At 71.1% G+C, this 20,539-nt stretch carries 24 protein-coding genes; 7 read left to right on the top strand and 17 right to left on the bottom strand.

All coding sequences use genetic code 11. The features are described 5' to 3' along the window. Window positions 1-380 precede the first annotated feature (380 nt). Window positions 381-968 carry a glycerol-3-phosphate 1-O-acyltransferase PlsY gene (gene plsY / locus FHR97_RS05875; RefSeq protein ID WP_343065559.1) on the bottom strand — a complete coding sequence of 196 codons (588 nt, stop codon included), beginning with the start codon at window positions 966-968 and terminating at the stop codon, window positions 381-383. A 146-nt stretch (window positions 969-1,114) separates the two neighbouring features. On the opposite strand from plsY, the gene folB reads away from it, so the two are divergent. Beyond that, window positions 1,115-1,471, top strand: coding sequence for a dihydroneopterin aldolase (gene folB / locus FHR97_RS05870; protein ID WP_183382825.1), 357 nt, complete (start codon window positions 1,115-1,117; stop codon window positions 1,469-1,471). Then, window positions 1,471-1,989: a 2-amino-4-hydroxy-6-hydroxymethyldihydropteridine diphosphokinase gene (folK, locus tag FHR97_RS05865; RefSeq protein WP_183382824.1), complete on the top strand. Its 519-nt coding sequence runs from the start codon at window positions 1,471-1,473 to the stop codon at window positions 1,987-1,989. The genes folB and folK overlap by 1 nt, the downstream gene beginning before the upstream one ends. Window positions 1,990-1,992: 3 nt before the next feature. Here the strand turns inward: folK and FHR97_RS05860 are convergent, their stop codons facing one another. From FHR97_RS05860 to FHR97_RS05825, 8 genes are read right to left on the bottom strand one after another with little or no spacing between them, the layout of a single operon-like run. Continuing rightward, entirely contained in the window at window positions 1,993-3,141 is a 1,149-nt protein-coding gene (locus tag FHR97_RS05860; protein ID WP_281380456.1) for a tRNA nucleotidyltransferase/poly(A) polymerase-related protein, read from the bottom strand. A gap of 3 nt (window positions 3,142-3,144) precedes the next feature. Further along, window positions 3,145-3,474 (bottom strand): thiosulfate sulfurtransferase GlpE, encoded by a 330-nt coding sequence (gene glpE / locus FHR97_RS05855; protein WP_183382823.1) that lies wholly within the window; start codon window positions 3,472-3,474, stop codon window positions 3,145-3,147. A 28-nt stretch (window positions 3,475-3,502) separates the two neighbouring features. Then, window positions 3,503-4,309, bottom strand: coding sequence for a symmetrical bis(5'-nucleosyl)-tetraphosphatase (locus tag FHR97_RS05850; RefSeq protein WP_183382822.1), 807 nt, complete (start codon window positions 4,307-4,309; stop codon window positions 3,503-3,505). 31 nt (window positions 4,310-4,340) lie between these two features. Continuing rightward, the gene (apaG, locus tag FHR97_RS05845) at window positions 4,341-4,730 is read right to left on the bottom strand and encodes a Co2+/Mg2+ efflux protein ApaG (protein ID WP_126483535.1); all 390 of its coding nucleotides are present in this window, start codon (window positions 4,728-4,730) and stop codon (window positions 4,341-4,343) included. Further along, the gene (rsmA, locus tag FHR97_RS05840; RefSeq protein ID WP_183382821.1) at window positions 4,727-5,539 is read right to left on the bottom strand and encodes a 16S rRNA (adenine(1518)-N(6)/adenine(1519)-N(6))-dimethyltransferase RsmA; all 813 of its coding nucleotides are present in this window, start codon (window positions 5,537-5,539) and stop codon (window positions 4,727-4,729) included. The genes apaG and rsmA overlap by 4 nt, the downstream gene beginning before the upstream one ends. Before the next feature lie 47 nt (window positions 5,540-5,586). After that, window positions 5,587-6,642 carry a 4-hydroxythreonine-4-phosphate dehydrogenase PdxA gene (pdxA, locus tag FHR97_RS05835; protein ID WP_183382820.1) on the bottom strand — a complete coding sequence of 352 codons (1,056 nt, stop codon included), beginning with the start codon at window positions 6,640-6,642 and terminating at the stop codon, window positions 5,587-5,589. After that, a complete protein-coding gene (locus FHR97_RS05830) occupies window positions 6,639-7,277 on the bottom strand; it encodes a SurA N-terminal domain-containing protein (RefSeq protein ID WP_183382819.1) in 639 nt (212 codons plus the stop codon). The genes pdxA and FHR97_RS05830 overlap by 4 nt, the downstream gene beginning before the upstream one ends. Before the next feature lie 32 nt (window positions 7,278-7,309). Beyond that, window positions 7,310-9,781, bottom strand: a complete 2,472-nt coding sequence (locus FHR97_RS05825) for an LPS-assembly protein LptD (RefSeq protein ID WP_183382818.1) — start codon at window positions 9,779-9,781, stop codon at window positions 7,310-7,312. Window positions 9,782-9,944: 163 nt separating this feature from the next. On the opposite strand from FHR97_RS05825, the gene FHR97_RS05820 reads away from it, so the two are divergent. The 4 genes from FHR97_RS05820 to speD all read left to right on the top strand — a co-directional run bounded on the left by FHR97_RS05820 (window position 9,945) and on the right by speD (window position 13,389). Then, window positions 9,945-10,991, top strand: a complete 1,047-nt coding sequence (locus tag FHR97_RS05820; protein ID WP_246403793.1) for an aminoglycoside phosphotransferase family protein — start codon at window positions 9,945-9,947, stop codon at window positions 10,989-10,991. Beyond that, window positions 10,988-11,665 carry an N-acetylmuramate alpha-1-phosphate uridylyltransferase MurU gene (murU, locus tag FHR97_RS05815; RefSeq protein ID WP_183382816.1) on the top strand — a complete coding sequence of 226 codons (678 nt, stop codon included), beginning with the start codon at window positions 10,988-10,990 and terminating at the stop codon, window positions 11,663-11,665. The genes FHR97_RS05820 and murU overlap by 4 nt, the downstream gene beginning before the upstream one ends. A gap of 331 nt (window positions 11,666-11,996) precedes the next feature. After that, window positions 11,997-12,416: an OsmC family protein gene (locus tag FHR97_RS05810; protein ID WP_183382815.1), complete on the top strand. Its 420-nt coding sequence runs from the start codon at window positions 11,997-11,999 to the stop codon at window positions 12,414-12,416. A 178-nt stretch (window positions 12,417-12,594) separates the two neighbouring features. Continuing rightward, window positions 12,595-13,389 (top strand): adenosylmethionine decarboxylase, encoded by a 795-nt coding sequence (speD, locus tag FHR97_RS05805; protein WP_183382814.1) that lies wholly within the window; start codon window positions 12,595-12,597, stop codon window positions 13,387-13,389. Window positions 13,390-13,514: 125 nt separating this feature from the next. Here the strand turns inward: speD and coq7 are convergent, their stop codons facing one another. The 6 genes from coq7 to phaR form a co-directional block, all read right to left on the bottom strand. Further along, window positions 13,515-14,159 (bottom strand): 2-polyprenyl-3-methyl-6-methoxy-1,4-benzoquinone monooxygenase, encoded by a 645-nt coding sequence (gene coq7 / locus FHR97_RS05800; protein ID WP_183382813.1) that lies wholly within the window; start codon window positions 14,157-14,159, stop codon window positions 13,515-13,517. 152 nt (window positions 14,160-14,311) lie between these two features. Next, window positions 14,312-14,656 (bottom strand): histidine triad nucleotide-binding protein, encoded by a 345-nt coding sequence (locus tag FHR97_RS05795; RefSeq protein ID WP_183382812.1) that lies wholly within the window; start codon window positions 14,654-14,656, stop codon window positions 14,312-14,314. Between the two features lie 36 nt (window positions 14,657-14,692). Further along, entirely contained in the window at window positions 14,693-15,565 is an 873-nt protein-coding gene (locus FHR97_RS05790) for a phosphoribulokinase (RefSeq protein WP_183382811.1), read from the bottom strand. Continuing rightward, a complete protein-coding gene (locus FHR97_RS05785) occupies window positions 15,565-15,999 on the bottom strand; it encodes an acyl-CoA thioesterase (protein ID WP_183382810.1) in 435 nt (144 codons plus the stop codon). The genes FHR97_RS05790 and FHR97_RS05785 overlap by 1 nt, the downstream gene beginning before the upstream one ends. Before the next feature lie 31 nt (window positions 16,000-16,030). After that, a complete protein-coding gene (gene purD, locus FHR97_RS05780; RefSeq protein ID WP_183382809.1) occupies window positions 16,031-17,326 on the bottom strand; it encodes a phosphoribosylamine--glycine ligase in 1,296 nt (431 codons plus the stop codon). Between the two features lie 80 nt (window positions 17,327-17,406). Further along, entirely contained in the window at window positions 17,407-17,862 is a 456-nt protein-coding gene (phaR, locus tag FHR97_RS05775) for a polyhydroxyalkanoate synthesis repressor PhaR (RefSeq protein ID WP_183382808.1), read from the bottom strand. Window positions 17,863-17,962: 100 nt separating this feature from the next. Between phaR and FHR97_RS05770 the strand changes: the two genes are divergently transcribed. After that, entirely contained in the window at window positions 17,963-18,676 is a 714-nt protein-coding gene (locus FHR97_RS05770) for a 16S rRNA (uracil(1498)-N(3))-methyltransferase (protein WP_183382807.1), read from the top strand. Between the two features lie 13 nt (window positions 18,677-18,689). Here the strand turns inward: FHR97_RS05770 and rloA3 are convergent, their stop codons facing one another. Beyond that, window positions 18,690-19,238 (bottom strand): retropepsin-like aspartic peptidase RloA3, encoded by a 549-nt coding sequence (gene rloA3, locus FHR97_RS05765; protein ID WP_183382806.1) that lies wholly within the window; start codon window positions 19,236-19,238, stop codon window positions 18,690-18,692. 29 nt (window positions 19,239-19,267) lie between these two features. After that, on the bottom strand, window positions 19,268-20,521 hold the full coding sequence (locus FHR97_RS05760; protein WP_183382805.1) for a lytic murein transglycosylase: 1,254 nt from the start codon (window positions 20,519-20,521) through the stop codon (window positions 19,268-19,270). Window positions 20,522-20,539: the final 18 nt, after the last annotated feature.

The raw sequence follows: 20,539 nt of genomic DNA, 5'->3' as shown, positions 1-20,539 counted from the left end.
CGCTGGCCGATGGAGACCCTGACACCCCCCGACACAGAGGGGCGATGATCGCGCTCTCGAGGGCCACAGCGCCCAGCGCCTGCTGGCGGGGGAACACGACGCGCCGGGCCGGATGCAGGCGGTGCCCCGCTGGCCGATGGAGACCCTGACACCCCCCGACACAGAGGGGCGATGATCGCGCTCTCGAGGGCCACAGCGCCCAGCGCCTGCTGGCGGGGGAACATGATGAGCCTGGCCGGATGCAGGCGGTGCCCCGCTGGCCGATGGAGACCCTCCAGCCTCCGGCAGGAGCGTAAGTCGGGTAAGCGAGCCTGCGAGCGCACCCGACGGACCAGATCGGACGGCTCCCCCACGCCGGATGCGCCTTCGGCTTATCCGACCTACAGCCCCGGCTCGTCGCCGCGCCCCAGCCGCCGGATATTGAGCACATGGCGCACCAGCACCAGCAGGGTGAAGACGATCACCACCCGGACATAGTCCGGCGCCAGCCAGGTGGCGGCCAGCGGGGCCACGGCGGCGCTGGCCAGCGAGGCGACAGCCGCGGTGCGCATCCGCCAGGCCAGCAGGCACCACAGCAGCGCGCAGCACAGCGCCACCCAGGGAGTCAGCAGCAGCATCACCCCGAAGGCGCTGGCCACGCCCTTGCCGCCGCGAAAGCGATACCAGGCCGGGTAGCTGTGCCCCAGCAGCACGCCCAGCCCGACCAGCCCCTGGGCCCAGGGCGGCAGGCCCAGCAGCATCGCCAGGCCCAGCACCGGCATGCCCTTGGTGGCATCCACCAGTAGCGTCGCCAGGGCCAGGCGACGGCCGTGCAGGCGCAGCACGTTGGAGAAGCCGGGGTTGCCGGAGCCCGCCAGGCGGGGGTCGCCCACCCGGGCCAGACTACAGACCGTCAGGGCACCGAGCCAGGTGCCGCTGAGATAGCCCAGCGCCATCAACGGCAGCGTCAGTTCGAGTTGTGCCAGCACGACGGTGTCTCGCGGAGGGTTCGGTCACGATTCTGCCAGCCATGGCCCGGCCGGAACAGCCGGTGCCCGCTGTCGTCGCGCGACGCGCTATCGTACAATCGGTCGCCAATCACCACCGTCCTGCCCACCGGCTCGGGGAGCCCTCGATGGATCTCGTACTGATCGAAGCGCTGAAGGTCGACACCGTGATCGGCGTCTACGACTGGGAACGCACCCTGACCCAGACCCTGGTGCTCGACCTGGAACTGGCCACCGACATCCGCCCGGCCGCGGCGGCCGACGACCTCACGCAGACCCTCGACTACGCCGCGATCAGCGAGCGTATCGCCAAGTTCGGCGCCCAGCACGGCTTCGAGCTGGTCGAGACCTTCGCCGAGCGCCTCGCCGAGACCCTGCGCCAGGAGTTCGCCATTCCCTGGCTGCGCCTCACCCTGCGCAAGCCCGGCGCGGTGCCCGCCGCCGATGCGGTGGGCGTGCGCATCGAGCGCGGCGCGGGGCACTGATGGCCCGGGTCAGCGTCAGCATCGGCAGCAACATCGAGCGGGAGCACCATGTGCGCGTCTGCCTGGACGCCCTGGCCGAGACCTTCCCGGCCCTGCGCATCTCGCGGGTCTACGAGAGCGAGCCGGTGGGCTTCGAGGACGGCCGAAACTTCTACAACCTGGTCGCGGTGTTCGAGAGCGACTGGTCGGTGGGCGAGCTGCAGGCCTGGTGCAAGCGGCTGGAATTCGCCAACGGCCGGCGCCCGAACAGTCCCAAGTTCAGTCCCCGCACCCTGGATGTCGACCTGCTCAGCGTGGATGCCCTGAGCGGCGAGCATGACGGCGTGCCGCTGCCCCGGGCCGATATCCTGCACCACGCCTTCGTGCTCCGGCCCCTGGCGGAACTGCTGCCCGACACCCGTCACCCGGTCACCGGCGAGCGCTATCTCGCGCTGTGGCAGGCCTTCGACGCCGAGCAGCAGCCCCTCTGGCCGGTGTCCTTCGTCTGGCGAGGGAAGGCCCTGTCCGGCGAGGGCTGAGGCTCAGCCCTCGGCCAGCACCTCGTCGATCACCGCCCGGCGCCGCCGGGCCAGCTCCTCGCCCAGCACTCGCCCCTTGTAGCCCTCCTCGACCAGTCCCCGGGGCAGGATCTGCGCGGCCAGGCGCCAGGCCAGCGCCAGATCCGCCGCCAGGCCGGGGTCGTCCATGCTGACCAGGGCAACCAGCGGCGACACCCGCTCGACCCGCCGCCAGGCATCGATGCCGTCGAGCCAGGCCATCACCCTCCCCCCGTCCAGCCGCCCCGCACGGGCCGCCGCGCACAGCGTCCGGGTCAAGGCCGCCTGGTCGGCCAGCCGACGCGGCGCCTTCGGCAGCTTCAGGCGCTCGGCCAGGGCCTCCCGCGCCTCGCCCTCCAGGTGTTCCACCAGGCGGGCCCAGCGCCAGCGCGGCTCCTCCTCCGCGGGGATGTCCTCGGGCAGGCGTGGCAGCCGTCCCAGGGCCGCGTCCAGCGCCGCGGCGTCGGCGGCGAGCTCCGGCATCAGCACCGCCAGGGCCCCGCAGTCATGGAGCACCTGGAAATAGACATCGGGCCAGGGCTCGCCCAGGGCCTTCTCGGTCTCGGCCCAGACCCGCTCGGCCACCAGGTGGGCGAGCTCACCACTGGCCACCAGCTCCCGCATCAGCGCGCGGGTTTCCTCGGCGATGACGAAGCCGAGCCCGGCGTAGCGGGCCAGGAAGCGGGCGGTGCGCAGCACCCGCAGCGGGTCCTCGACGAAGGCCGGGGAGACGTGCCGCAACACCCGGGCCTCCAGGTCGGCGAGCCCGCCGTAGGGGTCCACGAGCTCGCCTTCCGGGGTCTCGGCCATGGCGTTGATGGTCAGGTCGCGTCGGACCAGGTCCTCCTCTAGGGTGACCTCGGGGCTGGCCTGGACCTCGAAGCCGGTGTAGCCGTGCCCCGACTTGCGCTCGGTGCGTGCCAGGGCGAACTCCTCGTGGGTCTCGGGGTGCAGGAACACCGGGAAGTCGCGCCCCACGGGCTTGAAGCCGCGCCGCGCCAGGGTCTCGGGCGTGGCACCGACCACCACCCAGTCGACATCGGTGACCGGCCAGCCCAGCCGGGCGTCGCGCACCGCCCCGCCGACCCGGTAGACCTCCAGCCCCTCGAGGAGGTCGTCACGGCGGCCCGGCATGGCTCAGGCCTCCACTCGCTCGGGATGGCGGTGCTGCCAGCCGGTGAAGCCGCCGTCGAGGCTGTAGACCTCGCCGAAGCCCTGGCCGGCCAGCCAGGCGGCGGCCTGCTGGCTGGAGTGGCCGTGGTAGCAGACCACCACCAGCGGCGTCTCCCGAGGCGTCTCGGCCAGCAGGGCCGGCACACTGTCGTTGTCCAGATGGCGGCTGCCGGGGATATGGCCGGCGGCGAAGCTTGCCGGGTCGCGGATATCGACCAGGGTGAGGGGCCGATCCCCCTCGAGCCAGGTGCCGAGGGTGGGAATGTCCAGGTGCTGGAAGGTCGCGGCGGTCATCGGGGTCTCCGGGTCGGGAAGGGGGAAATCAGTGGCGGCCGGGTACGCTGACCCGCTCGCCGGTCTCCAGGTCCAGGGCCGTCAGGGCCCCGCCCCAGATGCAACCGGTGTCCAGGGCCTCGGCCCGCACCCGGCTGCCCGGGGTGGTGCCCTGGAGGGCGGCCCAGTGGCCGAACAGCAGCCGGGGATCGTCGTCCCGGGGGTACTGGAACCAGGGGGCGAAGCCCGGCGGGGCGCTGCCTGCCCCCTCCTTGGCGGCGAAGTCGAGGCAGCCCCGGGCATCGATGAAGCGCATGCGGGTCAAGGTGTTGACGATCACCCGCAGGCGATCGATGCCGTCCAGGTCGTCGCGCCAGCAGGCCGGCTCGTTGCCGTACATGCCGCGCAGGAAGGCGCCGGACCGCTCGCTGCCCAGAGCGCTCTCCACTTCTCCCGCCAGGCGCTCGGCCTGGTCGAGCTCCCACTGGGGCGGCATCCCGGCGTGGCTCATCAGGGTGTCGCCGTCACGCACCAGCAGCGGCCGGCTCTGCAGCCAGTCGAGCAGCGCCTCCCGGTCCGGCGCCTCGAGGATCGCCGCCAGGGTGTCCTTGCGCTTGGCCTGTACCCCACCCCGGGCCACGGCCAGCAGGTGCAGGTCATGGTTGCCCAGCACCACGCGGGCCGCCTCGCCGAGGGCCTCGACCTCGCGCAAGCAGGCCAGCGACCCCGGGCCCCGGTTGACCAGGTCACCGGCCAGCCAGAGCCGGTCGTGGCGGGGGTCGAAGGCCAGCCGCTCGAGCAGGGCGACGAATTCGACGTGACAGCCCTGCAGGTCGCCGATGGCATAGGTGGACATGGGCCCTCCGTGTCGACAGTGGGTGACGGCTTCAGTGCACCTGGTTGGGGCCGGCCAGGCGAAAGGGCGCGATGGCCACCTCGAAGGGCCGCTGGGTGGCGGTGTCGACGCAGGTAAAGGCGCCCTCCATCACCCCCACTGGGCCGTCGAGGATCGCCCGGCTGGTGTAGCGGAAGGTCTGGCCGGGGCCGATCATCGGCTGCTGGCCGACCACGCCCTTGCCCCGCACCTCCTGCACCTTGCCGCTGCCCTGGGTGATCTTCCAGTGGCGCGCCAACAGCTGCATGCTGTGCCCGGAATGGTTGTGCACCGTGATGGTATAGCTGAACACGAAGCGCTCTTCCTCCGGCGCCGACTCGTCCTCCCGGAAGGCGGGCTCGACGTCGACGCGGATCTCGTCGCCCAGCGATGACGGGGTCATGAGGCCTCCCCTTCCGCGGACAGGTGATTGGCGATACGCACGAATTCCTCCACCGTGAGGGTCTGGGGGCGGCGGCCCGGGTCGATGCCCAGGGCCTCCAGGTCGCCGGTGGCGAGGCGCCCCTTGAGATTGTTGCGCAGGGTCTTGCGGCGCTGGGCGAAGGCCTCGCGCACCAGTTGGAACAGCAGCGCCTCATCCCGGGCCACCTGGGGCAGGGTCGCATGGGGGCTCAGCCGCACGATCGCCGACTCCACCTTGGGCCGCGGCACGAAGGCCTCCGGCGGCACCGTGAACAGCGACTCGACCCGGCAGTGATACTGGGCGAGCACCGAGAGGCGGCCGCGATCGGCCCCGCCGGGCGGGGCGGCGAGCCGCTCCACCACCTCCTTCTGCAGCATGAAGTGCATGTCGGCCACGGCATCGCCGGCCTCGAGCAGGTGGCCGATCAGCGGCGTGGAGATGTTGTAGGGCAGGTTGCCCACCGCCCGCAGCGGCGGCCCGTCGCCGCGCAGGGCCCGGAAATCGACCCTGAGGGCGTCGCCCTCGTGGATGACGAAGCCCGGCCGGTCGAAGAATTGCACGCGCAGCCCGGGGATCAGGTCACGGTCCAGCTCGATCACCTCGAGCTGGCCGCCCGCCGCCTCGAGCAACGGCTCGGTGAGGGCGCCCTGGCCGGGGCCGATCTCCACCAGCCGCTCGCCGGGGCGGGCACCGATGGCCCGCACCAGCCGCGAGATGATGCCGGGGTCACGCAGGAAATTCTGGCCGAAGCGCTTGCGGGCGCGATGACCCTGGGGGCGGGATGCCATGACTGTGTCCTTCTGTTCGATTCGATCCGACGCGCCGCTGCGGCGCCTCAGGCGTGCCCGCCGCGGCGGGCCATGTCGGCGGCCAGCGCCACGGCCACGGCGAGGCTGCCGGGATCGGCCTCGCCCCGGCCGGCCAGGTCCAGGGCCGTGCCGTGGTCCACCGAGGTGCGCACCAGCGGCAGGCCGAGGGTGATGTTGGCGGCGCGGCCGAAGCCGGCGTACTTGAGGACCGGCAGGCCCTGGTCATGATACATGGCCAGCACCGCGTCCACGCCCGCCAGGTGGCGCGGGGTGAACAGGGTATCCGCCGGCAGCGGTCCGTCAAGGGTCAGACCGTCCTGGCGCAGCCGCGCCAGGGTCGGGGCGATGACCTCGAGTTCCTCGCGGCCCAGGTGCCCCCCCTCTCCGGCGTGGGGGTTGAGCCCGCAGACGGCGATGCGCGGCGCCGCCACCCCGAACCAGCGCTTGAGGTCGGCGTCGAGGATGCGCAGGATCCGCGTCAGCCGCTCGGGCGTCACGGCATCGCTGACCTCGCGCAGCGGCAGGTGGGTGGTGGCCAGGGCCACCCGCAGCGCGGTGCTGCCTCGCCACTCGGCGGCCGCGGCATGCAGGGCCCGGTCGGTGGCGAGCATCATCACCACCTCGTCGACGCCGCAGGCGTCGCGCAGGTACTCGGTATGGCCGCGGAAGCCGGTATGGCCGGCCTCGAGGATCACGGCCTTGTGCAGGGGCGCGGTGACCAGCCCCGCGGCCTCGCCGTCGCGACAGCCGCGGATGGCCCGGTCGAGGGTCTCGAGGACATAGTCGGCGTTGCGGGTATCGAGCACGCCCGGCCGGCAGGGCGCGCGCAGGGGCACCGGCCAGACCGGCAGGCGCCCCGGGCAGGGCGCCGGCGGCGCCTCGTGCGGAGCCAGCTCGACCACCTCCAGGGCACGGCCGAGGGCCACGGCCCGCTCGGCCAGCAGGTCGGGATCGCCCACCGCCACGACCCGGTGGTCCGCCGCCCCGGCGGCCGGTGGCTCGGTGGCCAGCATCACCGCGAGCTCGGGGCCGATGCCGGCCGGCTCACCGGTGGTCAGCGCCAGCACCGGTGACGTCCTCATGAGCCGGGCTCGAGACGCTCGTCGATGAAGGCATCGGCGCGGATCTCCTGGATCCAGGCTTCCATCTCGTCGCTGACCTTGCGCTGGAACAGCGCCTCGCGGGCCTGGTCACGGCTGACGTTGCCGCCCTGCTGCTCGATGAAGCGATCCACCTCCCGCTCGGAGAGGTTCACGCGGCTGGCCACGCGACGCTGCTGCAGCTCGCGCATCAGCAGCTCGCGGCGCACCTGGTCGCGGACCACGCCCAGGGACAGGCCGTCGGCCTCCAGGGCGTCGGCGAACTGCTCGAGGGTCATGTTGTTGCCCTCGGCGATGGCCCGCACCTGGCGGTTGAGCTCGGTGTCGTCGACGCTGAGGTTGGCCTCGCGAGCCATCTGCAGCTGGATCTCCTCGACGATCATGCGATCGAGCACCTGCTCGCGCAGCGCCGCCTCGGGCGGCAGCTCGACGCCCCGGGCCCTCAGCCGGTTGCGCGTCTGGGCCAGGCGATCCTCGAGCTGGGAGGCCATGATGGCCCCCTCGTTGACCACCGCCACGATGCGGTCCAGCGGCTCACGCGCCTGGGCCAGGCCGGCCAGGGGCGTCAGGGCGAGGCACAGGCCCAGCATCAGGGTGGCGAGTTGTCGACTGCGCATGTCTGTCTTTCCTCTCATCGGTGTCGGTTGCCTCAGGGTCGGCCGAAGGCAGTGCTGCGATAGCCCGGGATCGCCTCCCGGAAATGGGTGTCCGCCTCGCCACCGACGCCGCCGAGCCCCTTGAACACGAAGCGCAGGAAGAAGCCGCGGTCGGTGGTGTCGTCGGCGATGGTGTTGGCGGTGTCCTCGTCGTCGATCCACTCCCGCCAGACCAGCTGCAGACCATAGCAGCAGTCGTTCCACTGCACACCCGCCAGCTGCTCCAGCATCCGGTCGTTGGTGTTGTCGTAGAGCACCCGGCCGATCACGTCGAGCCTGGGGGTGGCCTTGAGGGCGAAGGACAGGTCGTAGTCCTCGCGGTCATAGCCGCGCACGTCCTCCTCGTCCTCGGCGGGGGAGAAGCCTTCGAGCTCCCAGTTGTAGCCGAGGTTCAGCACGTGGCCGGCATCGGCCCGGTACTGCAGCCCCAGGGAGGTGCGCTCGGTGCGCGACAGGTGGTCGTCGTAGAGCCACTCCCAGCGGGTGCGCCAGTGATCGGTGACCCGCCAGTCGAGGCGGGTGACCCAGGGCGAGCGGTCACGGGTGGCGTCGTAGAAACGCGGGAAGTTCTGTTCGCTGGGCAGGGTGTCGGGATCGCCGCCCAGGTCGATGGTGCGATCCTCGAAGTAGACCGCCTGCCCCACCCCCAGGGAGAGGCGCTCGCGGCCGCTGGCATCCTCCAGCAGGCGCGACTCCGTGCCGTAGGAGAAGCGGTTGAGGTCGCCGATCCGGTCGCCCCCGGTGAAGCGATACGGCGACCACAGCTGGTTCCAGGAGAAGGCCCGCTCCTTGGTGTCGAAGTCGGGAAAGTCGCTCTGGTCCCGGGCCGACACGTAGGCATAGTTCAGGCGCGGCTCCAGGGTCTGGCGGAAGGCGTCGCCGCCCAGCGCCAGGTCGCGCTCGAAGACCAGGCCGCCGTCCAGTGACGCGATCGGCACGGTCTGCGACGGCCCCTCGGGGCGCTCGGTGTCGCGCGCCCCGTAGTCGAGGTCGTAGGCGATATGGGCCACTTCCAGGCGCGGCTCGAGAAAGCCCCAGGTGTCGTCGAAGCGCCAGCCCGTGGCGGGGGTCAGGCGCAGCCGCGCCCCGTTGGCCGCCTCGCGGATCGGGATGCGGCGCTGGCCGCCGGCGAAGTCGTAGAGGCCGTTCTCGTCGCCCTCGATATCGCGCCAGAAGTAGGTCAGGTTGGAGCCCCACTCCTGGTAGAAGCCGCTGTCCTGGCGCCAGCGGGCATCGGCGGTCAGGCTCGGCAGGCGGTAGAAGGGCTTGTCGCCCTCGTCGAGCGGGTCCTCGAGCTTCTGGTAGCCCTGGGCCTTGGCCTCGAGCCGCCAGACGTCGCCCCGGTAGTCGAGACGGGCCAGCCGGGCCAGGCTGTCGGTGTCCTGCTCGCCGAAGGTGAGGCCGAAGTCGTCGAAGTAGGCCCCGTCGCTGGCCGCCCCGTAGCGCAGCCGGTAGCGGGTTCGGGGGTCGAAGCGGCCGGCATGCCGGGCATCGATGTACCAGCGCGCGTCGCCGTTCTCCAGCTCGGACCCCGCCGAGGCCTCCTCGCCGGCCTGGCGGTCGTCGGCGATGTAGGCGCCCTCCAGGGTACCGGCGTCGGACGGGAAGAGATAGCGGTATTCGGCGCCCAGCAACCAGCCGCGGTTGCTGATCCAGCGCGGCGTCAGGGTGGCATCCTGGTTCGGGGCGATGTTCCAGTAGAACGGCTGGGCATAGTCGACGGAGTCGCCGGAAAAGCCCAGGGTCGGCCACAGGAAGCCGGTCTGGCGACGGTCGTCCAGGGGAAAGCGCACCCAGGGCCAGTAGAAGACCGGCACCTTGCCCACCTCGAGGCGGGCATGGGTGGCGGTGCCGTAGCCGCGCCGGCGATCCAGCAGGATGTCGTTGCCGACCAGGCGCCACAGGTCGCTGCCCGGCTCGCAGGTGGTGAAGCTCGCCTCGGTCAGCCGGTAGCGATCCTCGGCCACCCGGGCCAGGCGCACCGCATCGCCGCGCAGGCGCTGCTCGTGGGCCACGTAGTGGGCGGTGTCGATGCTCGCATCGTCGCTCTCCAGCGAGAACTCGGCGGCCGCGCCGCGCACCAGCAGGTTGCGGTCGCGCAGGGCCACCGGCCCCTCGGCGAAGACCCGCTCCCGGGAGGCCGGCAGGCGCACCCGCGGCGCCTCCAACTGGGTGTCGGCGCGGCGCAGCACCACCTCGCCGCTGAGGAGGGTCTCGCCGTCCGCCCCGTACTGGCCACTGTCGGCCTCGCTGGCCACGCGCCCCGCCGGGGGCGGGGCCAGGCGATAGTCCGGCATCACGTAGCGGCCCCGGCACAGGGCGCCCGCGGGGCGGTCCTCGCCCCAGGGCCGCCAGTCGAGCTGCGCCGCCGGCAGCGACTCGGGGGGCGCCGCCAGCAGGGGGGGCGTCATCACGCTGGAGGTCACTAGGCCTGCCAGGGCCGTCCATGAGGGTCGCTTGCCCATGTTCCACGATGTCCTTGGCGGGGGGAATCGGTATTATACAGGCCCCGTGCGACCTGTGCCGCCGACGAGCCCCTGTCATCGCCGACGACGTCGGGCCTCAGCATGCGGCGGCGCCCCGGGGGCGTCAACCGACGCCCCACCACCCGACGACCGAGAGGTGAAGATGCCAGAGGCCGATGCCCTCCCGCGCTCCCAGCGACTGCGCCACTGGGCCGCCGCCCGCCACGGGCTCGCCCCCGAGGCCCTCGACCTGCGCCTGGCCGCCGGCGACGCCAGCTTCCGACGCTACTTCCGCCTGACCCTGCCCGACGGCGACACGCGCATCCTGATGGACGCGCCGCCGGCCCAGGAGGACAGCGCCCCCTTCGTCGCCATCGCCCGGCGCTGGCGGGAGGCGGGGCTGCCGGTCCCGGGACTGCACGGCGTCGACCTCGCGGCCGGCTTCCTGGAGCTCGACGACCTGGGCGACACTCCCCTGCAGGCCTGCTTCGACGGCGACGACGGCCCGGCGACCCTGGCCTGGCATGAGCAGGCCCTGGCGCTGCTCGACGAACTGCAGACCCGCACCCGTCCCGACGGGCTGCCGGCCTACGACGCCGACCTGCTGGGGCGGGAGCTGGACCTCTTTCCCGAATGGTGCCTGGGCCGCTGGCTGGGCCTCGACACCCCGCCGGGCTGGCCGGCGCTGCGCCAGGCGCTGATCGACGCCGCCCTGGCCCAGCCGGTGGTCACCGTGCACCGGGACTTCGATGCCATGAACCTGATGGTCAAGGGCGACCGGCTGTACTTGATCGACTTCCAGGACGCCGTGGCCGGCCCGCTGAGCTATGACCTGATCTCGCTGCTGCATGGCCGCTACTGTCGCTTCGCACCGGCGCGGCGCACGGCCTGGATCGCGGCCTTCCACCGGCGGGCCGTGGCCGACGGCCGGCTCCCCGCCACGCTCTCGCCCGAGGCCTTCCGGGGCCAGGTGGCGGCCATGGCCACCCAGCGCGCCCTCAAGGTGCTGGGCATCTTCTGCCGCCTGACCCTGCGCGATCACCGCGAAGGCTATCTCGCCCGGCTGCCGCACTTCCTCGCCCACCTCGAGGACGCCCTGGCCGAGCTCGACGGCCAGGCGGCCTTCAAGGCCTGGCTCGCCGAGCGCTTCCGCCCTGCGCTGCTGGCGCGCCTCGCCGAGGCCGGGCCCGGCCGGGAGGCGTCGGCATGAAGGCGATGATCCTGGCCGCGGGCCTCGGCACCCGCATGCGCCCGCTCACCGACCACTGTCCCAAGCCGCTGCTGCCGGTGGCCGACAAGCCGCTGATCGTGCACCACCTGGAGCGACTGGCGGCCGCGGGGATCCGGGATGTGGTGATCAATGTCAGCTATCGCGCCGAGCAGATCATCGCGGCGCTGGGCGATGGTCGCGACTTCGGCGTACGCATTGCCTGGAGCCGCGAGGAGACGCCCCTGGAGACCGGCGGCGGCATTCGCCGCGCCCTGCCGCTGCTCGGCGAGGCGCCCTTCTGGCTGGTCAACGGCGACGTCTGGTGCGACGTCACACCGTCCGCCATGGCACCGCTGGGCAATGACCTGGCGCGCCTGGTGCTGGTGGACAATCCCGACCACCATCCGGGGGGCGACTTCCACCTCGACGCCGCGGGGCGGGTCCACGAACGGGGCGAGCCGCGCCTCACCTATGCCGGCCTGGCGCTGCTCGACCCGGCCCTGGTGGCCGACCGGCCCGAGGGCGCCTTCGCCCTGACGCCGCTGCTGCGCGCGGCCATGGCCGAGGGCCGGGTCGGCGGCCACCATCATCGCGGCGCCTGGGTCGACGTGGGCACCCCCGCGCGCCTGGCGGCCCTGGACCGGGCCATCGGCGGGCAGGGCAATTGCAGTTAGCTGTGGCGCTCGGAGCTGGTCCGTCGACAGGTCTGCGAGGGGGCGCTGTGAACCCCTCCCTGGGCGCTACCGACGCCCTGCGGCGCTCTCGCGTCCCGCTTCGCTTGCAGGACCGGTGCTGGCCATCCATGGCCAGCCCGTTCGGAGCAGTGCTCCTCACCCATGGCGTAGGCCCCCTCTTCGACTTGTCCCCGGCGCCCCTCGCCACCCAACTGCGATAGCCCTGCCTCGGCGGGGCAAGGGGCTGAGTCGGCGGCCATCAGCTGCTATGCTGCCTGACCCCATGCCGAGCCATTCGCATCCACCAACGAAGAAGAAGGAATCCCTGCCCATGAAAGCCAGCGTCAAGTGGACCGACGGTCGCCAGTTCGTCGCCGAGGCCGGGAGCGGCCACAGTGTGGTCATCGACGGCCCGCCCGACCATGGCGGCCGCAACACCGGCCCGCGGCCCATGGAGATGCTGCTGATGGGGCTGGGGGCCTGCACCTCCTTCGACGTGCTGGAGATCCTCGAGAAGTCCCGGGCCCCGGTCAGCGACTGCGTGGCCAGCGTCGAGGCCGAGCGCGCCGACAGCGTGCCGAGCGTGTTCACCAGGATCCACGTGCACTTCACCGTCAGCGGCCAGGGCCTCAAGGAGAAGCAGGTCAAGCGGGCCGTGGAGCTGTCCGCCGACAAGTACTGCAGTGCCTCGATCATGCTGGCCCAGGGGGGGGTCGAGATGACGCACTCCTTCACCATCGTCGAGGACTGAGGGGAAACACTGCACCGGCGCCTGCGCGTCGTTACGCGATCGGTGACGCGGGATAAAAAAATGGGGTCCGGCGGGTGCGCTGTCATCGGTGGCTGTGCATAATACGCGCCTTTCGAACGCCTGGGTTCCGGCGCCGCTCGTCGGGATGACATCATCTGCCACAGAGGGAGGCTCGGACGTGACCGACAATCTCCGACTCCACGGGTTCAACAACCTGACCAGCTCCCTGAGCTTCAACATCTACGATATCTGCTACGCGAAGACCGAGGAGCAGCGCAGGGCCTACATCGACTATATCGATGAGCTCTACAACGCCGAGCGGCTGACGCAGATCCTCAAGGATGTGACCAACATCATCGGCGCCCATGTGCTCAACATCTCGCGCCAGGACTACGAGCCCCACGGCGCCAGCGTGACCATCCTGATCGCCGAGCACGAGCTGGAAGAGACCGACCCGGAGCAGCTCGAGCCGGGCCCGGGGCCGCTGCCCGAGACCGTGGTCGCCCACCTGGACAAGAGCCACGTCACGGTGCACAGCTATCCGGAGTCCCACCCGGACAACGGCATCAGCACCTTCCGCCTGGATATCGACGTCTCCACCTGTGGCCACATCAGCCCGCTGAAGGCGCTGAACTACCTGATCCACAGCTTCGATTCCGATATCGTGACCATGGACTACCGGGTACGCGGCTTCACCCGGGACGTGGACGGCAGGAAGCTGTTCATCGACCACGACATCACCTCCATCCAGGACTACCTGGCCGAGGACACCAAGCAGGCCTACCAGATGATGGACGTGAACGTGTACCAGGAGAACATGTTCCACACCAAGATGCTGCTCAAGGACTTCGAGCTGGAGAACTACCTGTTCGGCACCTCCCGGCGGGACATCACCTTCGAGGAGGCCCGGGACATCGAGGGTCGCCTGCGCAAGGAGATGCTGGAGATCTTCTACTCGCGCAACATGGATTGACCCGCCGCTGCGCGGCGGAGCTTTAAGCCGTAAGCCTTGAGCTTGAAGAAAAACCAAAACCCCCATCGGTCAGTACCGGTGGGGGTTTTGGGCATTGGGGTTACTTACCGCTTATAGCTTACGGCTTATAGCTTGTATACGGACTTGGTCATCACCCTGGACGCGAGCGTCATGCCCGCCTTGACCGGCCCCGGGAAGCGGGCACCGCCGGCCTCCAGGGCCTGCTGGGCGTGGTGGGCCTCGTCGATGGCCATCTGGCGCAGCACCGCCCGGGAGCGGTGGTCGCCCGGCGGCAGCTCCGCCATGTGGGCATCGAGATGGCGGCCCACCTGCTCCTCGGTGGCCGCCACGAAGCCCAGGCTGAGGCGATCGCCGACGGCACCGGCCAGCGCCCCGATGCCGAAGGAGGCGGCGTAGAACAGCGGGTTGAGCCGGCTGGTGTGGCCGTCGAGCTCCTGCAGCCGGGCGTCGCACCAGGCCAGGTGATCGATCTCCTCCTGGGCGGCGGCCTCCATCTGCCCGCGGATCTCGGGCAGCTTGGCGGTCAGCCCCTGCCCCTGGTAGAGCGCCTGGGCGCAGACCTCGCCGGTATGGTTGATGCGCATCAGTCCCTCGGCATGGCGCCGCTCCGCCTCGTCCATGGCATCGTCGTGGACCTCCGGCGTGGCCGGCGAGGGCCGCGAGGGCTGGGCGGCGCGGGGCACCAGGGTGCGCAGCACGGCATCGACCTGGCGGACCAGGTCATCGGCACGGGAATACTGACGGTTCATGACACCCCCTTGATCGGTCGTGGCGCCATTGTAACCGAGTCGCCGCTCGCCGAGCAGGCCCCATGAGGCGACGCCGCCCCGAGGGGCGGCGTCGTGGGCATGCACCCCATGCGTCGAGCGCTTGGGTCGCGCGGCGAACCGCAGAGCGCCGGCTAGCCAGCCGGCCAGGTGAAGCGACGACCGCCCATCAGGTGCATGTGGATATGATAGACCGTCTGGCCGCCCTGCTCATTGCAATTCATCACCACCCGGTAGCCGTCCTCGGCGAAGCCGGCCTGCTTGGCCAGCTGGGCGGCGGTGTACTGCAGGCGCCCCACCAGGGCCAGGTCGCCGTCCTCCTCGATGTCGTTGAGGGTGGCGATGTGCCGCTTGGGCACGATCAGCAGGTGGGTCGGGGCCTGGGGGTTGAGATCCTTGAAGGCCAGCACCTCGTCGTCCTCGAAGACGATGTCGGCGGGGATCTCGCGGTCGATGATCTTGCAGAACAGGCAATCCATGGATTCGTGCTCCTCGGCGGTTGGCTCGGATGGCGTTCAGCGGAAGCGCCGCTGGGCCAGCAGGTGGCGCACCAGCGGTCCCAGGATCAGCTCCATGGCCAGCGGCAGGCGCGAGCCCGGGACCACCAGGGTGTGGGGCCGGCTCATGAAGGCATCCTGGATCATCGCCAGCAGGTAGGGGAAGTCCACGGTGGCGGGGTCGCGGAAGCGGATCACCACGAAGGACTCGGCATCGGTGGGGATGTCCTGCACCTCGAAGGGGTTGGAAGTATCCACCGTCGGCACCCGCTGGAAGTTGATATGGGTGCGCGAGAACTGCGGCTGGATATAGCGCACGTAGTCGTCCATGCGGCCCAGGATGGTGTCGATCACCGCCTCCTGGGAGTAGCCCCGGTAGCGCATGTCGCGGTCGATCTTCTGGATCCACTCCAGGTTCATGGTCGGCGCGACTCCCACCAGCAGGTCGACATGGCGGGCGATGTCGTGCTCGGCGGTGACCAGGCCGCCATGCAGGCCCTCGTAGAACAGCAGGTCGGTGCCGGTGGGCAGCGACTGCCATTCCGTGAAGGTGCCGACCTGGTAGCCGGCCTCGATCATCGCCTTGTCCTCGGCGTGGATGTAGTGCCGATAGGTCCCGGCGCCCTTGTCGCCGTACTCCTGGAAGAGCGCGTCCAGGTGGTCGAGCAGGTTGGCCTCCACGGCGAAGTGGGAGAGCTCGTCCTTGCGCTCGGGATCCTCGCGGAAGATCCGCGCCAGCTCCTGGCGGGTGTAGCGATGGAAGGCGTCGCCGTCGACGAAGGCGGCATGCACGTCCTCGCGGGCGAACATGCGCTCGAAGGTGCGCTTGACCGTGGTGGTGCCGGCCCCGGAGGAGCCGGTCACGGCGATGATCGGGTACTCTCGAGACATCAGGCCGCTCCCGTCAGGCAGTCACGCACCGCGCCGGGGATCGACACCGGACGGCCCGCCGCCGGGTCCACCAGCATCAGGTTGAGACGGGCGGTGGCGACGACCGCCGCGTCTGCCTCGCGACGAATGCGGTGATAGACGGTGATCGTGCGGCGCCCCGGCGCCGGGATCGCGGTATCGACCACCAGGGCGTCGGGCCAGCGGGCCTCGGCCTGGTACTGCACCGCGAGGTCCGCGGCCACGCTGGGGTAGCCCCCCATGTCGCCCTCGGCGAGCCCCAGCGCCGCCAGCGCCGAGATGCGCGCCTCGTGGAGCAGCGACACCAGGGCATCATGGCCCAGGTGACGGCCGTAGTTCATGTCGGTGACCCGCACCGTGAGCGGGTGGCGATGGCGAATGTCCGCCTCGGGAAAGGCCAGTCTGACGCGCTCCATGCAGCCTCCTTGTTATTGTCCGGCGGCAGGGTCAGCGTTCGCCGCGCTCGCGGGCGATGGCGCGGTGGGCGATGTCGCGGCGATAGAGGGCCTCGGGCCAGTGGATCTCGGCCACCCCCCGGTAGGCCAGGTCGCGGGCCGCGGAGACGCCGTCGCCCAGGGCGGTGACGCACAGCACCCGGCCGCCGGCGGTGACGACCTCGCCCGGCTCGCCCTCGGCGGTGCCGGCATGGAAGACCTTGCAGCCGGTGGCCTCGGCGGCCTCGAGGCCCTCGATGGCGTCGCCCTTGCGGTAGCTGCCGGGATAGCCGCCGGCGGCCATCACCACGCCCACCGCGGCCCGCTCGTCCCAGTCGCAACCGAGCCCGGCCAGTTCGCCGCGGGCCCCGGCCAGGCACAGCTCGGCGAGATCCGAGGCCAGGCGCAGCAGGATCGGCTGGGTCTCGGGGTCGCCGAAGCGGCAGTTGTACTCGATCACCCGGGGGTTACCCGCCGCATCGATCATCAGCCCGGCATACAGGAAGCCGGTATAGGGATGACCCTCCTCGGCCATGCCCCGCACCGTGGGCCGGATGACCCGCGCCATGATGCGCTCGAAGACCGCGTCGGTGACCACCGGCGCCGGGGAGTAGGCGCCCATGCCGCCGGTGTTGGGGCCGGCGTCGCCATCGAAGGCGCGCTTGTGGTCCTGGCTGGTGGCCAGGGGCAGCACCGTCTCGCCGTCGACCATGACGATGAAGCTGGCCTCCTCGCCCTCGAGGAACTCCTCGATCACCACCCGGGCCCCGGCGTCGCCGAAGGCATTGGCCTCGAGCATGTCGCGCACCGCGGCCGCGGCCTCGTCCTGCGTCATGGCCACGATCACGCCCTTGCCGGCGGCCAGGCCATCGGCCTTGATGACGATGGGCGCGCCCTTCTCGGCGAGATACTCGAGCGCCGGCTCCACCGCCACGAAGGTGCGGTACTCGGCGGAGGGGATGGCATGGCGCGCCAGGAAGTCCTTGGTGAAGGCCTTGGAGCCCTCGAGCTGGGCCGCGCCGGCGGTGGGCCCGAAGATCGCCAGCCCCGCCTCGCGGAAGCGGTCCACCACGCCCGCCACCAGCGGCGCCTCGGGGCCGACGACGGTCAGCGCGACGTCCTCGTCCCGGGCGAAGGCCACCAGGCCGTCCAGGTCGTCGACGCCGATGGCCACGTTCTCGAGTCCCGGCTCACGGGCCGTGCCGGCATTGCCGGGCGCCACGAAGACGGTGTCGACCCGGGGCGACTGGGCGACCTTCCAGGCCAGGGCATGTTCGCGGCCGCCGCCGCCGATGATCAGAACCTTCATCCGCTGCTCTACCTCAATACCTCGGGGAAACATCGCGGCATTATGTCAGAAACCGCTCCCGACCGCCGCCCCGGGTGGCCTCACTTGTCCTCGGAATCGTCGTCCTTCTTGCTGGAGCCGCCGAGGTTCTGCTGCCAGAAGCGCATGTTCTCCTCGGCCAGCTCGCGCATCATCTCCATCGGCGTGTGGCGCATGGCCTGCTGCCATTGGTCCTGCATGCGTTTCTGCTGCTCCAGCATCAGCCGGGTGCCCTGCTCCAGGTAACGCGCCAGGGGCAGCGGCTGAGCCATGTCGTAGACGCGGATGAACTGGGCCAGCAGGTCGTTGGAGAACACCTCGGCATCGCCGCCGGCCTGTTCCTGCTCGATGATGATCGTCAGCAGGATGGTCCGGGTCAGGTCCTCGCCGGATTTGGCATCCTCGACGCGAAAGGGTACCTCGTCGAGGATCAGGCCCCGCAGATCCTCGAGGGTCACGTAGCGGCTCTGTTCGGTATCATAGAGCCTGCGGTTGGCATACTTGCGAATCACGCGCACGGCGCTGCTCCTTGTCATGGCAGGTGGGCGGTCGCCCCCTTATGCAAGTATTGTGCACCGCGCCACCATCCATGCAAGGTAAAAGGCATCACGAGGCCCCATGAATCTGATCCTGCTCTCGCCCGAGGACATCGAGAACGACCGCCTGGCGCGGGTCCGCGACCCCCGTCGCCTGGCGCACCTGACGGAGGTCCACCGGGCGCGGGCGGGCGATGTCATGGCCCTGGGCATCGCCGGCGGCCGGTGGGGACGCGGCGAGTTGCTGACCCTCGACGCGCACCAGGCGGTGTTCGACGTGGCCGGCCTCGACCAGGCCCCGCCGCCGCCGCTGCCGGTGCACCTGGTGCTGGCCTTGCCGCGCCCGCGCATGCTGGCCAGGACCCTGGAACATGTCACGGCGCTGGGCGTGAAGGAGCTGACCCTGCTCAACACCCGTCGGGTCGAGAAGAGCTACTGGCAGTCGCCGGAGCTCGGCGACGACAGGATCCGGCGCCACCTGGTGCTGGGCCTGGAGCAGGCCCGGGACACCCGGATCCCGACGGTGACCCTGGCCAAGGGCTTCCGGCCCTTCGTCGAGGACCGCCTGCCGGCGCTGCTGGCGGGTCGCCAGGGCCTGCTGGCCCATCCCGGCATGGCGGAGGCCTGCCCGCGTGGTGTCGAGGCCCCGACCCTGCTGGTGGTCGGGCCGGAGGGTGGCTTCATCCCCTGGGAGGTGGAGCGGCTGCTCGCCGCCGGCTGCCGGGGCATCCACCTCGGCCCGCGCATCCTGCGGGTGGAGACCGCCGTGACCGCCCTGCTCAGCCGGCTCTTCTAGGTCCGGGCGCGGCTCAGTCCTCGTCGCCCCGGTCGGCCTCGTGGGGCACCCGGGGCGAGTCCTCGTCGCACTCCGCCTCGGTCAGGAAGGTCTCGCGCACGTCCAGCCGACCGAGGTGGCCGATGGTGCGACGCCCCAGCAGCATCGGGTAGGTCATCTCCTCGCGGTTGCGCAGGCTGAATTCCTCCTCGTAGCGGGTGTCCCCCACGCAGATGTCCATCAACACCACCAGCCGCTCGTCGCGCCCCCCGGCACCGCGCACCACCATGTCGCGGTAGAGGGGACGCTCCAGGGTCATCGAGAAGGTCTTGCCGGAGTCCTCGTCCTCGATCATCAGCCGAAAGCGCACCCACTCCTCCCCCGCCTTCTCGAAGGACTCGATGTGGCGGGCGTCCAGGGACGAGGTCAGGGCTCCGCTGTCCAGCTTGGCCTTGACCGCCACGTCCCAGGGCGCCAGCGTCACCGTCTCGATCCAGCCCACCACCCGGTCGGGGGCGGCAGCCGAGGTCAGGGCCGGCCACAGGGCCACGGCCAGCAGCAGGGGGCGAAGGATGGCGGTCATGCGAGGTCTCCTGAGTGTCACGCTGAGGATCAGAGGCTCTGGCGCCGCAGGCGCTCGAGCAGGTCGAGGGTGGCGAAGCCGTCGGGGATCAGGCCGAGCCGGCGCTGGAAGGCGCGCAGGCCACGCCGGGTGTTCGGCCCGAGGATGCCGTCCGGCGGGCCGACATCGTGGCCCAGGGCATTCAGCCGACGCTGCATCTCGCTCACCTGAGCACGCTTCAGCGGCGGCTCCTCTCGGGGCCAGGCGCCTTGGATGGCGTCGCGCCCGGCCAGGGCCTCCGCCAGGCTGGCCACCGCCAGGGCATAACTGGTGGCATTGTTGTAGCGGCGGATGACCCGGAAGTTGTGGCCGACCAGGAAGGCCGGCCCCCGGGCCCCCGCCGGGGCGATCACCGCGGCGGCGGCGAGATCCGGCAGCGGTCGGCCCTCCCGGCCCCGCACGCCGGCGGCGGCCCACTCCGCGCTGGTGCGACGGATCGTCGGATCGGCCAGGCCGTGATCGAAGTCCGCCGGCAGCACGACCTCCGCGCCCCAGGGGTCGCCCTCGCGCCAGCCGGCCGCGTCGAGGTAGTGGGCGGTGGAGGCCAGTACATCGGGAATGCTGCCCCAGATGTCGCGACGTCCGTCGCCATCCCCGTCCACCGCATGGGCCAGGAAGCTCGAAGGCAGGAACTGGGTGTGGCCCATGGCCCCGGCCCAGGAGCCGACCATGCGTTCGGGGGCGATGTCTCCGGCCTCGATGATGCGCAGGGCCGCGATCAGCTCGTCCCGGGCGAAGTCGCGGCGACGCCCCTCGTAGGCCAGGCTGGCCAGGGCCTCGAGGGTCGAGAAGTCGCCGAGATAATCGCCGTAGCTGCTCTCGATGCCCCAGATGGCCACCAGGATCTCGGCCGGCACCCCGTAACGCCGGGCCGCCTCCCGGGCGGCGACCCGATGCTCGGCCAGACGCGCACGACCGTTGCGAATCCGGGACGGGGAGACGGCGCCGTCCAGGTAGGTCCAGATCGGGCGGACGAATTCCGGCTGGCTGCGATCCAGCTCGATGACCCGGGGGCGATAACGCAGGCCGTCGAGGGTCCGCTCCAGGGTCGCCTCCGCGATGCCCGCCGCCCGGGCCCGCGCCCGGAAGGACGCCCGCCAGGCATCGAAGCCGGCCGCCTCCGGCCGCTCGGCGGCCGGCGCGTCGCTCGCGGCGACGGCCACGACATCGGGGGAGGCGGCCCGGGCCTGGCAACCCGCCAGGGCGGTGCACAGCAGGGCGAGGGAGAGGATCCTGGACATCATGGGGGTGGCGTTCCTTGG

The sequence above is a fragment of the Halomonas stenophila genome, assembly GCF_014192275.1.
Lineage (GTDB): Bacteria > Pseudomonadota > Gammaproteobacteria > Pseudomonadales > Halomonadaceae > Halomonas > Halomonas stenophila.
The sequence above is the reverse complement of the archived record's forward strand: the minus strand, read 5'-3'. Positions and strand labels throughout refer to the sequence as shown.